The sequence below is a fragment of the Rhodanobacter lycopersici genome (assembly GCF_040812335.1).
Classification (GTDB): domain Bacteria; phylum Pseudomonadota; class Gammaproteobacteria; order Xanthomonadales; family Rhodanobacteraceae; genus Rhodanobacter_A; species Rhodanobacter_A lycopersici.
Window position 1 is genome coordinate 386,382 of the sequence record NZ_JBFOHK010000002.1, and the last position, 14,680, is coordinate 401,061.

The following is a 14,680-nucleotide window of genomic DNA, read 5'->3' on the forward strand; positions in this document are numbered from 1 at the left end:
GCTTTCCGGACCACGACATGAAGACGAGCCAACGCGCATGAACGTTTCCCAGAAGCTTTCGGTCACCGAGAAGCTCGGCTACAGCCTCGGCGACCTGGCCGCCAACCTGATCTTCCAGACGCTGGTGACCTTCCTGGCGTTCTTCTACACCGACGTGTTCCGCATCCCCGCGGCCACCGCGGCGACGATCATCTTCGTAGTCGGCCTGCTGGGCGCGTTCGTGTTCACTCCCGTGGTCGGCCTGGTGGCCGACCGCACCCGCACGCGCTGGGGCAAGTTCCGGCCGTGGGTATTGTGGACGGCGGTGCCGTTCGGCGTGCTCTCGCTGCTGGCGTTCAGCACGCCGGACCTGGGCGAGGGCGGCAAGGTGACCTACGCATTCGCCACCTACACCCTGCTGGTGCTGGTGTACGTGGCGAACAACCTGCCGTACTCGGCATTGAGCGGCGTGCTGACCGGCAGCATGGAACAGCGCAACAGCCTGTCGTCGTGGCGCTTCGTGGCGGTGATGGTGGCGCAGTTCATCATCCAGGTGCTGCTGCTGCCGCTGGTGCTGCTGTTCGGCGACGGCGACAAGGCGCACGGCTTCCACGTGGTGATGACGCTGTTCGCGGTCGTCGGCACGGTGTTCTTCCTGGTCACCTTCTTCACCACCCGCGAACGCGTCGTTCCCGACCGCCAGCAGGCCTCCAGCGTCCGCGAGGACCTGGTCGACCTGGCGCGCAACCGGCCGTGGCGGATCATGCTGGCGGTCACCGTCCTGGTGTTCGTCAACCTCGCCCTCAAGGGCGGCATGTACATCTACTACTTCAAGTACTACCTGAGCGGCGCGGCGTTGACGGATTTCCTCGACCGCATCGGCTTCGAGCGCTTCGTCACGGGGCTCGACCGGCTGCTGGTCGGCATGGGGCTGGACGGGTTCCACTGGCCGCAGGACGCGCCCACCTCGACCTTCAGCCTGTTCAGCGCGCTCGGCATCATCTTCATGATCATCGGCATCGGCTGCTCCAAGCGGCTGGCCGATCGTTTCGGCAAGCGCAACGTGTTCGGCGGCGCGCTGCTGGTTTCCACGCTGTTCCTGCTCGCCTTCTGCTTCTATCCGCCCGACGCGATCGGCCTGGTCGTCGGTTCGTACGTCTGCCACGGCTTCTTCTACGGCATCACCACGCCGCTGCTGTGGGCGATGATCGCCGACGTGGCGGATTACTCCGAATGGAAGAACCGCCGCCGCGCCACCGCGATCATCTTCTCGGCCATGTTGTGCGGGCTGAAGATCGGCCTCAGCATCGGCGGCGCGCTGGTGGCCGGCACCCTGGCGTTCTACGGCTATCGCGCCGATGTGGCGGTGCAGGCGCCGGCGGTGGTCGACGGCATCCGGCTGGCGGTCAGCGTGTTCTGTTCCGTGCCCTTCCTGCTGGCCGTGGCGCTGTTGTCTCGGTACGAGATCGACAAGCCGATGGAGTCGCGCATCGAGCGCGAACTCGACGCCCGCCGGCTGGCGGGCGAGGGCGCCTGATGACGACGACCGCCGAGACCAAGCCACCCACCATGCCCGACGAAACCACCGACCTCGCCTCCCTGGCCGCGCGCGCCATCTCGCCGCCGCTGGTCACCCGCATCTACACCGCCGACCCGTCCGCGCACGTGTTCGACGGCGCGATCTACATCTACCCCTCGCACGACATCGACGGCGGCGTGCCGTTCAACGACAACGGCGACCACTTCTGCATGGAGGACTACCACGTCTTCCGCATGGATTCACCCGACGGCGAGGCGGTCGACTGTGGCGTGGCGCTGCACGTGAAGGACGTGCCGTGGGCGGCGCGGCAGCTGTGGGCGCCGGACGCGGCGCGCAAGGACGGCCGCTATTACCTCTACTTCCCGGCCAAGCGCCCCGATGGCCTGTTCCAGATCGGCGTGGCCGTGGCCGACCGCCCGGAGGGTCCGTTCCAGGCCGAGCCGCAGCCGATCGAGGGCAGCTACTCCATCGACCCGGCGGTGTACGCGGACGACGACGGCGCGCATTACCTGTATTTCGGCGGCATCTGGGGCGGCCAACTGCAGAAGTACCGCGACAACGCCTGGGCCGAGGCGAACGAGGAGCCGCCACCGGACGCCCCCGCGCTGGGGCCGCGCGTGGCACGGCTCGATGCCGGCATGAAGCAGTTCGCCGAGGCGCCGCGCGAGGTGGCGATCGTGGACGAGGCGGGGCGGCCGCTGCGCGCGGGCGACCACGCACGCCGCTATTTCGAGGCGCCGTGGCTGCACAAATACCAGGGCCGCTATTACCTGTCCTGGTCCACCGGCGACACGCACTTCCTGTGCTATGCCACCGGAGACAGCCCCTATGGTCCGTTCACCTACCAGGGGCGCATCCTCAGCGAAGTCGTCGGCTGGACCACGCACCACTCGATCTGCGCGTACGGCGGCAAGTGGTATCTGTTCTATCACGACGCCCTGCTGTCCGGCGGCGTGACCCACCTGCGCTCGATCAAGATGGCAGAGCTGCAGCACGACGCGCAGGGCCGCATCGCCATGCTGCATCCCTATGGCGACTGACGCCGCGTTGCGCCCGCTGGCGCCCGGCCCGCTGCTGCGCATCGGCTGCGGCGCGCTGACCGTCGACATCGCCCCGCAGGCGGGCGGCCGCCTCGCGCAGGTCGCCTTCGACGGCGTCGACTGGCTGGTCGGCCATGACGCAGGCCATGCGGCGACGATCGCCTGGGGCAGTTACCCCATGTTGCCGTGGGCGGGCCGGGTGCGGCATGGCCGCTTCGATTTCCGCGGGCGACATTGCCAGCTTCCCGTCGACCTCGGTGCACACGCGATCCACGGCATCGGCCTCGGCCTGCCGTGGCAGGTCGAGGAGCAGGCGCCCACGCGCGCCGTGCTGGCGCTGCGCCTGCCCGAGGACGTGCGCTGGCCGTTCGGCGGCAGCGCCCGCCAGTGCATCGAGGCTGGCGAACGCCGCCTGCGCCTGACGCTGACGCTGGATGCGGGCACGCAGGCGATGCCCGCCGTGCTCGGTTGGCACCCCTGGTTTCAGAAGCCGGACACGCTCGATTTCCGACCCGACCGCTATTACCCGCGCGACGCGGAAGGCATCGTGCAGCTGCCGCTGCGCGATCCGCCGCCGGGGCCGTGGGACGACTGTTTCGTCAACCGCGAACCCGTCCTGCTCCGGCGTGGCGGGCAGTGCCTGCGGCTCAGCTCCGACTGCGACCACTGGGTGGTCTACGACGAGGCCGCCCACGCCACCTGCGTCGAGCCGCAGAGCGGGCCGCCCGATGCGTTCAACCTGGGGTTGGCGCGGGTGCTCGAGCCGGGCGAGACGCTGTCCGCTGGATTCCTGTGGGAATGGTGAGCGACGCGGGCCCCGGCGTATCGCCTATGCTCGCTGCCTGACGGCAGCGACGGGATCGGCCATGAACGGGAAACCGCTTGCCGCGCGGGTGCGGGTGATCGCCCACCGCGGCGCCAGCGCGCACCTGCCCGAGCACACGCTGGCGGCGTATGCGCGGGCGATCGCCGATGGCGCGGATTTCATCGAGCCGGACCTGGTGATGACGCGCGACGGTGTGCTGCTGTCGCGGCACGAGAACGAGATCTCCGGCACCACCGACGTGGCGGCGCATCCAGAATTCGCGGCGCGCAGGACGGCGAAGCGCGTCGACGGCGTGGCAGTGGAAGGCTGGTTCACCGAGGATTTCACGCTGGCCGAGCTGAAGACGCTGCGGGCGCGCGAACGCTTGCCGGAACTGCGCGGCACGGCGCACGACGGCCGCTATCCGCTGGCGACGTTCGCGGAGATCGTGGCGCTGGCCGCCGCGTGCGGGCGCGTGGTGGGGATCATCCCCGAGATCAAGCACGGCACGTATTTCCGCGAGATCGGCCTGCCGATGGAAGATGCCCTGCTCGACGCGCTGGCCGCGCATGCATACACGTGCCGTGCGCCGGTGGAGATCCAGTCGTTCGAGATCGGCAACCTCCGCCATCTCGATAGCGGGCGGAAGCGGCGTGGCATGGCGAATGTGCGCCTGCTGCAGTTGCTGGGCGAACCGGAGGAACAGCCGTACGACGTGGCCGCCGCCGGCGGTGCGCTGGATTACGCGGCGATGATGAGGCCGCCAGGCCTGCGCGACATCGCCGCCTACGCGGATGCCATCGGCCCCGCGACGCGCGCGGTGCTGCCGCTCACCCCGGATGGCCACCTCGGCACAGCCACGCCGCTGGTGAGTGAAGCGCACGCGGCGGGGCTGGAAGTACACGTGTACACGCTGCGCCCCGAGAACGCCTTCCTGCCGCCGGCGCTGCGCGAAGGCGGCGATCCCGCTCGCCGCCACGAGGCCGGCAGCCTGGCCGAGATGCGTGCCCTGCTCGACGCCGGCATCGATGCGTTCTTCACCGACGATCCGGCGCTGGGTCGGCGGGCGGTGGACGAACGGGGAGTGGGTGAAAAGTAGCGGAAAAAACGGGGGCCGACTTCCGAAGCCGCTCCCGTTCCTTTTCACCCGCTTCCCGACTTGCCGTCACCGTACCGTCATTCCGCGCTTCTACGGTGCGGACATGATGCGCGCCAGCCCTCGTTGCAACGGATTCGTCGCCATGGCCCGTGTTGCCGGGTGGCCGGCGTGAGCCGCTCGCGGCGGGATTTCCTGCGTGCCGCCGGCAGCCTGCTCGGCGTGGGCCTGCTGGCCGATGTGCTGCCTGCGCCGGGCATGGCAGCCGACGCGATGGCGGGCATGCCCATGCGCACGACCGCGGCGCGGCTGGCCGCGCCGAACGTGCCGCTGGTGAATCCGGCCGCGCTGGCGCCGTTCGTGGATACGTTGCCGCTGCCCGCGCGTGCGCGCCCCGTGGGGCGACGCGGGCATCCGGCGTGGCCCGGGCGCCTGCTGCCGTGCTATCGCATGGAGATGCGCGCGTTCGCGGCGCGCCTGCATCGCGACCTGGCGCCCACACCGCAATGGGGTTACGCCGGCAGCTCACCGGGGCCGACGATCGAGGTGGAGCGCGACGAAGCGGTGCTGGTGGAGTGGGCGAATGCGCTGCCGTCGCGGCATTTCCTGCCGATCGACCACACGATCCACGGCGCGGAGCGCGACCGGCCCGAGGTGCGCGCCGTGACCCACGTGCACGGTGCGCGCGTGCCGGCGGACAGCGACGGCTGGCCCGAGGACTGGTACGTGCCTGGCCGCTCCGCGCTCAGCCGCTATCCGAACGCGCAGGACGCGGCCACGCTGTGGTACCACGACCACGCGATGGGCATCACCCGCCTCAACATCTACGCCGGCCTGTACGGCGCATGGCTGGTGCGCGATGCGCAGGAGCGCGCGCTGGGCCTGCCGTCGGGGGAATACGAGCTGCCGTTGTTCCTGTGTGACCGCCTGATCGGCCGCGACGGCCGGCTGTACTACCCGGTGTCCGACGATCCCGCGGCGCCGTGGGTGATGCAGTGCCAGGGCAATGCCGTGCTGTGCAACGGCAAGCTGTTTCCCTATCTCGACGTGGAGCCGCGGCGTTACCGCCTGCGCTTGCTCAACGCGGCGAACAGCAGTTTCTTCGAGCTGGCGCTGACGCACGGCCTGGCGTTCCGGCAGATCGGCAGCGACCAGGGCTTGCTGCCGGCGCCGGTGGAACGCAGCCGCATCACGCTGTATCCCGCCGAACGGGCCGACGCGGTGGTCGATTTCGCCGGGCTGGCGGGACAGCGGGTGCAGCTGCAGTTGCACGGCGGCGGCATCCTGGAATTCCGCGTACGCGATCGCGGCCGCCGCGACGACTCGGTGCTGCCAGCGCAACTGCGGCCGGTGCCGCGTCTCGATGTCGCCGCCGCGCGCGATCGCATGCTGAGCCTGGGCGAGGTGGACGATGCCGGCGGCAATGCGTTGCGCATGCTGCTCGACGGCAAGCGCTGGTCCGATCCGGTGTCCGAACGGCCGCGCGCGGGTGCGGTGGAAACCTGGAGTTTCGTCAACCTCAGCGGTGACGCGCATCCGGTCCATCTGCACCTGGTGCGCTTCCAGGTGCTCGAGCGGCGGCCGTTCGATCTGTTTGCCTGGAATGCGCGGCGCGAGCTGAAGTACACCGGCCCTGCGCAGCTGCCGCCGCCGCATGAGGCGGGCTGGAAGGACACCGTGCGCGCCGACCCGGGCATGGTCACGCGCATCGCGGTGCGCTTCGAAGGCGAGCCGGGACGCTACGTGTGGCATTGCCATCTGCTCGAACACGAAGACAACGAAATGATGCGGCCGTACGAGCTGCTGCCTGCCTGAGAGCACTGCCGTGTCGCGGCACTGTCATCGTGGCCGCCACTGCTGTCTTGCGCATGCCAACGGGCGGTCACCTTGCGAGGCCAGACTCCGCTGCAGGTTCGCGGGCTGCACGCACGGACCTGAACCAGGGGGTCATCGATCAGGGAGTACAAGCATGTCCATGATCTTCGGTCGTACCCGATGGAAAACGCTGGCCGTGGGTGCATTCGTCAGTGGCTTCGCCGGCCTGGCCGGCGCGCAGACCGCCGGCACGCCGCCGCCCCAGGACGCGCCGTTCCGCTCCGCCGTGCACACCGCCGGCCACACTTCGCCGCAGGGGCTGCCCGGCGGCGTCGTCACCCTGTACCGCTCCGACGACGCCAGCGACCGCAGCAACCAAACGCGCACGCCGATCAAGCATGTGATCCTGCTGATCGGCGAAAACCGCACCTTCGACCATGTATTCGCCACCTACACGCCGCCGCAAGGCCAGCAGGTGCGCAACCTGCTTTCCGAAGGCATCGTCAATGCCGACGGCACGCCGGGCCCGCAGGTGGCGAAGGCACAGCAGTGGCAGGCGCAGAGCGCCGGCAAGTTCGCGCTGGCGCCGCAACACACGGCGCCCTACGCCACGCTGCCGGCGATGAACACCGGCAGTGCGCCGACCCAGGCGCCGTTCGCCTCGGCCCAGCAGGCGCAGGCCTTCGAGCCGGCCCTGCCGGACGATGCCTATGGCGAACTCGCCGCCGGCGGCACCGGCCTGCCGAACGACGTGGTCGACACGCGCTTCCCCGCACAGCTGCCGAATGCCCCGGTCGACATGCATGCCTCGCTGAGTTACGACGCCTACGCCAACAGTCCCGTGCACCGCTTCTTCCAGATGTGGCAGCAGCTCGACTGCAGTGCCGCGGCAGCGACGAAGGGCAACCCAAGCGGTTGCCGCAACGACCTGTTCCCCTGGGTGGAGACCACCATCGGCGCAGGCAGCAACGGCGAGGCGCAGCCGGCGAACTTCACCGACGAGACCACCGGCGAGGGTTCCACGGCGATGCAGTTCCTCAACGTCGCCCAGGGCGACGTGCCGTACTTTGCCGAGCTGGCGAAGACCTACGCGCTCAGCGACAACTTCCACCAGTCGGTGATGGGCGGCACCGGCGCCAACCACATCATGCTCGGCTACGGCGACCTCATCTGGTACGCCGACGCGCAGGGCCGGCCGGCGGTGCCGCCGGCGAACCAGATCGAGAACCCCGACGCGCAGCCGGGTACCAACAACTGGTATGTGCAGGACGGCTACGGCGGCGGTTCCTACGTCGATTGCGCCGACGACAGCCAGCCGGGCGTGGCCCAGGTCAGGAACTACCTGCACGCGTTGCCCTACCAGACCTTCCGCGGCGGCGACTGCAAGGCCGGCGCCTACTACCTGGTCAACAACTACAACCCGGGCTACCTCGGCGACGGCACGCCCGCGCCGCTGGGTGCGGACCAGTTCACCATCCCGCCGACCCGGCAGGACAACCTGGCCCTGCTGCTGAATCGCCACCACGTGAGCTGGAAGTACTACGGCGAGGGCTGGGACGGCGGCAAGGAGGACGGCGAAGGCGGCAGCTACTGCAACATCTGCAACCCGTTCCTGTACTCCGAACAGGTGATGACCAACCCGAAGCTGCGTGCGCGCAACCAGGACATCAACGACCTGTACAGCGACATCCAGAACGGCACCCTGCCGGCGGTTTCCATCGCCAAGCCCGACGGCCTGCTCGACGGCCACCCCGCCTCGTCCAAGCTCGACCTGTTCGAGGGCTACGTGCAGAAGATCGTGGAGATGGTGAAGGCCAACCCGACGCTGTGGAACGACACCGCGATCATGGTGACCTTCGACGAGGGCGGCGGCTACTACGACTCCGGCTACGTGCAGCCGATCGACTTCTTCGGCGACGGCACGCGCATCCCGCTGCTGGTGATCTCGAAGTACTCCGAGGGCGGCCACGTGGTGCACACCTATTACGACCACGTCTCCTTCGACAAATTCGTCGAGGCCAACTGGGGGCTGCACGAGCGCATCTCGGCGCGCAGCCGCGACAACCTGCCGAACCCGGTCAGCACGGCCAGCAACCCCTACGTTCCGCTCAACGCTCCGGCGATCGGCAACCTGATGGACATGTTCGACTTCCGCCTGGCGCATGAGCCGGGCCACGGACACGACGACGAGGCGCTGCAGGATTGAGCGCAGGCAAGGTGACCGCAGGCGAACCGGCATGCCGGGCAGCCACGGGCCGCACGATGGAGGCGCAAGCATGACTGCATCGGTCCGAAGGACGGTGCGCCGGACGCGCATGGCGATCCGGCGTTTCGGCCTGCCCGTGATGCTGCTGTTCGGCGTGGCGTGTGTCGCCGTCACCTGGGCCGATCCCGCCGACTTCCAGGCGATGCCCGGCCTGTGGCGGGTCGTGCTGCGCGCGGTCAGCAACGGCCATGCCGGGCCATCCAGGGTGGAATGGCACTGCGTGAACGAGGGGGATGATCCCTGGGCACGCTTTGCTGCCTTGCCCATGCCCGCGCCGCAGTGCCGACGCGGCGACCAGCATCGCAGCAGCACCGCGCTGGACTGGACGCTCAGCTGCGCCGGCATGCCGGCGCCGAGCGGGCACGGCCGGGTGGAGTTCGACACGCCTGAGCACTACACCGCCAGCATCAGCCTGCAAGGGCGTGGCGAGGTGCTGCAAGTGGAAGGCGTGCGCCGCGCCGCCTGCACCGGGCCCAGCGACTGAGGTGACGCGCGCCGTATCAGCGCTTCCCGATCTCGAAGTCGCGGCTGGCGACGGACTTGCCGTTCAGCGAGATCTCCACGCTGTACTTGCCGGCGGGCCAGCGGTTGGGATTCTGCACCTTGAACGTGGTGACGGCGGGGCCATTGGCGGCGACAGTCTGGCGGAGCTCGTTGACCAGCACGCCCTGGCCCTCCAGGTAGCGCCAGCGCGCTTCGAGCGTGGCACCAGCGGTACGGCCGGTGGTGGCGACGCTGGCGTAGATCACGGGAGTGTCGTCGGCGAAGCGGGTGGCGGGTGCGGTCACGGCGTAGCCGGTGTCGATCGCGCTGCCCAGGGTAAGGGTGGCGACGCGGAAAGCGTTGTCGCTCGGGATGGCGGCCTTGCCCGTGCTGGCGGCCGGTGCGGGCACCGTGGCGGCGGTGGCCGGCGTGGCGTGGTTCGCGGCGGCCGGCTGGTTCGTGTGCACCGCGGCGGGAGCTTTCCCGGACGCGTTGGCGATCGGTTCGACCGGCGAGCCGTCGTGGTGATGGCAACCGCACAGCAGCAGGCCGGCGCAGCACAGGACGAGCGGATGGGCGAGACGGTACATGGCGGTATCCCCGTGGTCGCGGCATCGCGCCGGGTGCGACGCCGTTGCAGGCGAGTGATGCCGAGGCTAGCGCGTGCGTTCTGAAGCGCCGGTTACTGCCGCGCGCCGCGCCGGTTGTCGGGGATGTTGTCCGGTGCGGCCGGTGCGCTGCTGCGGAACGGGTTGATGTCCAGGCCGCCGCGGCGGGTGTAGCGCGCGTACACGCTGAGCCGCTCGGGCGCGCAGCGCGCGGTGACGTCCATGAAGATGCGTTCCACGCACTGCTCGTGGAACTCGCTGTGGGTGCGGAACGAGACGAGGTAGCGCAGCAGGCCCGCGCGGTCGATCGGCGCGCCGCGGTAGCGGATCTGCACGCTGCCCCAGTCGGGCTGGCCGGTGACCGGGCAGTTCGAGCGCAGCAGGTCGGAGACGAGGGTTTCCTCGATCGCCACGGCGCTGGTGTCGACGCGAAGGTAGTCGGCCTTGGGCGGGCCGTAGTCGTCGATGGCGACGGGCAGGGTGTCGATGGACTCGCCCTCCAGGTCGGCGAAGGGATGCATGGCGGTGCGCGCGGGATGCAGGGTTGCTTCCACCACGTCGCCCGCGGCGGCGGTGAGGTCCCGCTGCAGCAGGGCGCGTAGCGCGGTCGGGTTCGCCAATGGTTCCTGCGCGAAGCTGTTGAGGTAGAGCTTGAACGACTTCGATTCGATGATGTTCGGCGTGGTCGCCGGCACGCGGAATTCGGCCAGCGCCACCTGCGGCTTGCCGTGCAGGTCCAGCCAGGACAGCTCGTAGGCGTTCCAGATGTCCGTGCCGTGGAACGGCAACGGCATGCCCACGCCGATTTCGGCGCGCTTGGCGGCGCGGGGGATGGGAAACAGCAGCTTGGGGTCGTAGCGATCGGCGTAGGCGGTGGACTTGCCGAGCGGGGAATGGTCGGGCGTGCTCATGCATCCATTCTAGCGGGTGGCCGCGAGCAGTACTTCTGGCCTATCCGCTCATGCGGCGTGGTTCCTATAGTGGGCGGGCCTCCTCATGCCGAAGAACCCTCTGATGAAGCATCCGACCCCGGTCCGCCGAGCGGCCGCCCTGTTCGCCGTGGCTGCCGCCCTGTGCGCGCCGGCCTTCGCCCAGGACAAGAACTCCCCCTTCGACCCGCAGGCGCTGTTCGCGCCGCTTTCCCTGCCGTACCCAGCCAACGCGTTCCGCGACGGTGCCGGCAAGCCCGGCCCGGAGTTCTGGCAGAACCGCGCCGACTACGACATCAAGGCGCGCATCGATCCGGCCACGCACAGCCTGGCCGGCGAGGAAACCATCACCTACACCAATCACAGCCCCGACGCGCTCGACGAGCTGTGGCTGCAGCTCGACCAGAACATCTACAAGTCCGATTCGCGCGGCGCGCTCACCTCGCCATGGCCGAAGAAGCCCGGCCAGACCACCGACGGCTACCAGCTCGACGCGGTGGAAGTGGACGGCAGGCCGGTGCATTACCTGGTGGACGACACGCGCCTGCGCGTGGACCTGCCGGTGGCGCTCAAGGCCAAGGGCGGCCAATTGAAGCTGCACATCCGCTACCACTACACCGTGCCCGGCGAGTGGGGCGGCCGCACCGCGGTGACGCCGACCAAGAACGGCGACATCTACGAGATCGCGCAGTGGTTCCCGCGCATGGCGGTGTACGACGACCTGCGCGGCTGGGACACGCTGCCCTACCTCGGCCAGGAGTTCTACCTCGAGTACGGCAACATCGATTATGCGGTCACGGTGCCGTGGAACTGGATCGTGGAAGGCTCCGGCCAGTTGATGAATCCCGACCAGGTGCTCACCGCCACCGAGCGCCAGCGTCTGGCCGAGGCGGCGAAGAGCGACCGCACCGTGTACATCCGCAAGCCGGAGGAAGTGAACGATCCTTCATCCCGCCCCACGCGCAGCGGCACGCAGACCTGGCGCTTCCGCATGGAGCACACCCGCGACGTGGCCTTCGCCGCGTCGCCCGCGTTCGTGTGGGACGCCGCGCGCATCAATCTGCCTGACGGCAAGCACGCGATGGCGATGTCGATCTATCCGGTCGAGGGCGTGGGGGCGGACAAGTGGAACCGCTCCACCGAATACCTGAAGGGTGCGATCGAACACTTCTCGTCGAAGTGGTATCCGTATCCCTGGCCGAACGCGATCAACCTCGGCGGCCACGGCGCCGGCATGGAATACCCCGGCATCGTGTTCGACGGCTACACCGACAGCGGCAAGCTGCTGTTCTGGATCAGCGCACACGAGATCGGCCATACCTGGTTCCCGATGGTCGTGGGTTCGAACGAGCGCCGCCATGCGTTCATGGACGAGGGCTTCAACACCTTCATCGACGTGTACGCGTCGGATGCCTTCAACCACGGCGAATACGCGCCCAAGCGCGACAGCGAGTACGCACCACACGGTGGCAACCCGGTGGACGAGATCCTGCCGTTGCTGGCCGACCCGGACGCGCCATCCCTGATGGCGCACGCCGACGCGATCAGCGAGAAGTACCGTCACTCGCTGACCTACTTCAAGGGCGCGCTGGGCCTGGTGCTGCTGCGCGAGCAGATCCTCGGCCCCGACCGCTTCGACCCCGCGTTCCGCGCCTACATCCGCACCTGGGCATACCACCATCCCACGCCCTCGGATTTCTTCCGTTTCATGGACAGCGCGGCGGGCGAGGACCTGTCGTGGTGGTGGCGCGGCTGGTATTTCCACAACTGGCAGCTCGACATGGGCATCACCGGCGCCAGCTACGTGGACAACGACCCGGCCAAGGGCGTCACGGTGAACCTGGTCAGCAGGCAGAAGCTGGTGATGCCTGCCACGTTGCGCGTGGACTTCGCCGACGGCAGCCACCGCGACATCCGCCTGCCGGTGGAGACCTGGCGCTTCAGCGCCACGCCGAAGGTGACGCTGGACACCGCCAAGTCCATCACCAGGCTGGAGCTCGATCCCGACCACAAGCTGCCCGACGCGGACCGTTCCAACAACAGCTACGCGATGCACTGACGCCCGAAGCCCCTCTCCCGCTTGCGGGAGAGGGGCTGGGGAGAGAGCGCCCGGCCTCAGCCGTTGATGTGCGTCATGCTCGCCGCCGCATAGCGCGCGCCTGCCACGGCCTCGGGCGGAAACACCGCATCGATGGCGGCCAGCTCGTCTTTCGACAGTGCCACGTCCAGCGCGCCGAGGTTTTCGTCCAGCCGCGAACGCCTCTTGGTGCCGGGAATCGCCAGCACGTCCTTGCCCTGCGCCAGCACCCAGGCCAGCGCCAGCTGCGCGGGCGAGCAGCCCTTGTCGGCGGCGAGCGCCTTCACCCTGTCCACCAGCGCCAGGTTGCGCGCGAAATTCTCTCCCTGGAAGCGCGGGCTGGAACGACGGTAGTCGTCGGCTTCGAAGTCATCCGGCGAGCGGATTGCGCCGGTGAGGAAGCCGCGACCCAGCGGCGAGTAGGCCACCAGACTGATACCCAGCCGGTGGCAGGCGTCGAGCACACCGTTGCTCTCGGGATCGCGTGTCCACAGCGAGAACTCGCTCTGCAGCGCGGCGATGGGATGCACCTTGCTGGCCCGCTCCAGCGTGGCGGCGGAAGCTTCGCTCAGGCCCAGGTGGCGCACCTTGCCGGTCTGCACCAGTTCGGCCATCGCGCCCACGGTCTCCTCGATCGGCACGTTCGGGTCCACGCGATGCTGGTAGTACAGGTCGATGGTCTCGATGCCGAGTCGCTTCAGGCTGCCTTCGCAGGCGGCGCGCACGTATTCGGGGCGGCCGTTGATGCCGCGCGCCTGCGGGTTGACCGGATCGCGCATGATGCCGAACTTGGTGGCGACGAAGGCCTGCCCGCGACGTCCCTTGATCGCCTTGCCCACCAGTTCCTCGTTGGTGTGCGGACCGTACATGTCGGCGGTGTCGAGCAGGCTGAGGCCGCGCTCCAGTGCGTGATGGATGGTGGCGATGGATTCGGCGTCGTCGCGGTCGCCGTAGAAATCGCTCATACCCATGCAGCCGAGGCCGAGGGCGGAGACTTGCGGGCCGTTGTTTCCTAGCGTGCGGGTTTGCATGGGGGAATCACTCACATGGGGGAAGGTGGCGCCATCCTGCGCCGTGGCGGTTGTGGAATAAATACCCAATAATCATCATCACTATTCCACTGAAAACAACAATCATGGATCGCCTGGACACCATGCGGCTGTATGCGCGGATCGTCGAGCTGGGCAGCTTCACCGCTGCCGCCAACGACCTCGGTCTGCCCCGCGCCACGGTCACCCACGCCATCAAGCAGCTGGAGGCACGGCTGGGCGCGCAGCTGTTGCAGCGGACCACGCGCTGCCAGCGCGTCACCCGCGACGGCCAGGCCTACTACGCGCATTGCGTACGCCTGCTGGCCGACCTGGACGAGGTGGAGGCGGATTTCCGCGAGGCTGCGCTGAAACCGCAGGGCCGCCTGCGCATCGATCTGCCGGCCACGCTGGCGCGGCAGCTGGTGATACCCGCGTTGCCCGAGTTCTGTGCACGCTTTCCGCAAATCGAATTGGACATCGGCACCAGCGACCGCTTCGTGGACCTGCTGCGCGAAGGCGTGGACTGCGTGCTGCGCGTGGGCGAATTGCCGGACTCGGGCCTGGTGGGGCGGCGCGTGGCCACACTGGCCCAGGTCACCGTGGCCAGCGCCGCCTACCTGCGTCGTCATGGCAAGCCTGCCGCGCTGGCCGATCTGCAGCAGGGCCATCTGGCGGTGAACTGGGCGTCGCCCACCACGCGTCGACCCGAACCCTCGCTGGAGTTCGTGGTGAACCGCCGTCGCCGCGAAGTCAGTCTGCCCGCACGCATCACGGTCAGCGGCGTGGATGCCTACCTCGCCTGTTGCGAGGCGGGACTGGGCATCGCGCAATTTCCGCGTTATCGCATCGTCGATGCGCTGGCCAAGGGCACGCTGCGCGAGATCCTGCCCGGATTGCCGCCGCCCACGCTGCCGGTGCACGTGCTGTACGCACAGCAGCGGCAGATGCCGGCACGGTTGCGCGTGTTCGTGGACTGGCTGGTGGAGTTGATGGAGCGGCAGCAGTGATGGC

12 protein-coding genes are annotated in these 14,680 nt (G+C 68.8%); 9 read left to right on the top strand and 3 right to left on the bottom strand.

Annotated elements, in window-relative coordinates:
* The first annotated feature begins 37 nt into the window (after positions 1-37).
* The 7 genes from ABQJ54_RS08625 (at position 38) to ABQJ54_RS08655 (ending at position 9,025) form a co-directional block, all read left to right on the top strand.
* On the top strand, positions 38-1,516 hold the full coding sequence (locus ABQJ54_RS08625) for an MFS transporter (protein ID WP_367853887.1): 1,479 nt from the start codon (positions 38-40) through the stop codon (positions 1,514-1,516).
* A 32-nt stretch (positions 1,517-1,548) separates the two neighbouring features.
* The gene (locus ABQJ54_RS08630; RefSeq protein ID WP_367854417.1) at positions 1,549-2,559 is read left to right on the top strand and encodes a glycoside hydrolase family 43 protein; all 1,011 of its coding nucleotides are present in this window, start codon (positions 1,549-1,551) and stop codon (positions 2,557-2,559) included.
* On the top strand, positions 2,549-3,364 hold the full coding sequence (locus ABQJ54_RS08635) for an aldose 1-epimerase (RefSeq protein WP_367853888.1): 816 nt from the start codon (positions 2,549-2,551) through the stop codon (positions 3,362-3,364). Before ABQJ54_RS08630 ends, ABQJ54_RS08635 begins: the two co-directional genes overlap by 11 nt.
* A 61-nt stretch (positions 3,365-3,425) precedes the next feature.
* A complete protein-coding gene (locus ABQJ54_RS08640) occupies positions 3,426-4,463 on the top strand; it encodes a glycerophosphodiester phosphodiesterase family protein (RefSeq protein WP_367853889.1) in 1,038 nt (345 codons plus the stop codon).
* Positions 4,464-4,631: 168 nt separating this feature from the next.
* The gene (locus ABQJ54_RS08645; RefSeq protein WP_367853890.1) at positions 4,632-6,275 is read left to right on the top strand and encodes a multicopper oxidase family protein; all 1,644 of its coding nucleotides are present in this window, start codon (positions 4,632-4,634) and stop codon (positions 6,273-6,275) included.
* Positions 6,276-6,429: 154 nt separating this feature from the next.
* The gene (locus tag ABQJ54_RS08650; protein ID WP_367853891.1) at positions 6,430-8,481 is read left to right on the top strand and encodes an alkaline phosphatase family protein; all 2,052 of its coding nucleotides are present in this window, start codon (positions 6,430-6,432) and stop codon (positions 8,479-8,481) included.
* Positions 8,482-8,551: 70 nt separating this feature from the next.
* Positions 8,552-9,025, top strand: a complete 474-nt coding sequence (locus tag ABQJ54_RS08655; RefSeq protein WP_367853892.1) for a DUF3617 domain-containing protein — start codon at positions 8,552-8,554, stop codon at positions 9,023-9,025.
* A 16-nt stretch (positions 9,026-9,041) separates the two neighbouring features.
* Here the strand turns inward: ABQJ54_RS08655 and ABQJ54_RS08660 are convergent, their stop codons facing one another.
* On the bottom strand, positions 9,042-9,614 hold the full coding sequence (locus tag ABQJ54_RS08660; protein WP_367853893.1) for a hypothetical protein: 573 nt from the start codon (positions 9,612-9,614) through the stop codon (positions 9,042-9,044).
* 92 nt (positions 9,615-9,706) lie between these two features.
* A complete protein-coding gene (gene queF, locus ABQJ54_RS08665; protein WP_367853894.1) occupies positions 9,707-10,543 on the bottom strand; it encodes an NADPH-dependent 7-cyano-7-deazaguanine reductase QueF in 837 nt (278 codons plus the stop codon).
* Between the two features lie 103 nt (positions 10,544-10,646).
* Here queF and ABQJ54_RS08670 point away from each other — a divergent pair, with 103 nt between their 5' ends.
* Positions 10,647-12,620 (top strand): M1 family metallopeptidase, encoded by a 1,974-nt coding sequence (locus ABQJ54_RS08670; protein ID WP_367853895.1) that lies wholly within the window; start codon positions 10,647-10,649, stop codon positions 12,618-12,620.
* A 56-nt stretch (positions 12,621-12,676) separates the two neighbouring features.
* Here ABQJ54_RS08670 and ABQJ54_RS08675 read toward each other — a convergent pair whose 3' ends face one another.
* Positions 12,677-13,669 (bottom strand): aldo/keto reductase, encoded by a 993-nt coding sequence (locus ABQJ54_RS08675; RefSeq protein WP_367853896.1) that lies wholly within the window; start codon positions 13,667-13,669, stop codon positions 12,677-12,679.
* A 104-nt stretch (positions 13,670-13,773) separates the two neighbouring features.
* On the opposite strand from ABQJ54_RS08675, the gene ABQJ54_RS08680 reads away from it, so the two are divergent.
* The gene (locus ABQJ54_RS08680) at positions 13,774-14,676 is read left to right on the top strand and encodes a LysR family transcriptional regulator (RefSeq protein WP_367853897.1); all 903 of its coding nucleotides are present in this window, start codon (positions 13,774-13,776) and stop codon (positions 14,674-14,676) included.
* The last annotated feature ends 4 nt before the right edge of the window (positions 14,677-14,680 follow it).

Excerpts from the sequence above, each read along its gene's own strand:
- ABQJ54_RS08625 (WP_367853887.1), top strand. The coding sequence starts at position 38 with ATGAACGTTTCCCAGAAGCTTTCGGTCACCGAGAAGCTCGGCTACAGC.
- ABQJ54_RS08630 (WP_367854417.1), top strand. The coding sequence starts at position 1,549 with ATGCCCGACGAAACCACCGACCTCGCCTCCCTGGCCGCGCGCGCCATC.
- ABQJ54_RS08635 (WP_367853888.1), top strand. The coding sequence starts at position 2,549 with ATGGCGACTGACGCCGCGTTGCGCCCGCTGGCGCCCGGCCCGCTGCTG.
- ABQJ54_RS08640 (WP_367853889.1), top strand. The coding sequence starts at position 3,426 with ATGAACGGGAAACCGCTTGCCGCGCGGGTGCGGGTGATCGCCCACCGC.
- ABQJ54_RS08650 (WP_367853891.1), top strand. The coding sequence starts at position 6,430 with ATGTCCATGATCTTCGGTCGTACCCGATGGAAAACGCTGGCCGTGGGT.
- ABQJ54_RS08655 (WP_367853892.1), top strand. The coding sequence starts at position 8,552 with ATGACTGCATCGGTCCGAAGGACGGTGCGCCGGACGCGCATGGCGATC.
- ABQJ54_RS08660 (WP_367853893.1), bottom strand. The coding sequence starts at position 9,614 with ATGTACCGTCTCGCCCATCCGCTCGTCCTGTGCTGCGCCGGCCTGCTG.
- queF (WP_367853894.1), bottom strand. The coding sequence starts at position 10,543 with ATGAGCACGCCCGACCATTCCCCGCTCGGCAAGTCCACCGCCTACGCC.
- ABQJ54_RS08670 (WP_367853895.1), top strand. The coding sequence starts at position 10,647 with ATGAAGCATCCGACCCCGGTCCGCCGAGCGGCCGCCCTGTTCGCCGTG.
- ABQJ54_RS08675 (WP_367853896.1), bottom strand. The coding sequence starts at position 13,669 with ATGCAAACCCGCACGCTAGGAAACAACGGCCCGCAAGTCTCCGCCCTC.
- ABQJ54_RS08680 (WP_367853897.1), top strand. The coding sequence starts at position 13,774 with ATGGATCGCCTGGACACCATGCGGCTGTATGCGCGGATCGTCGAGCTG.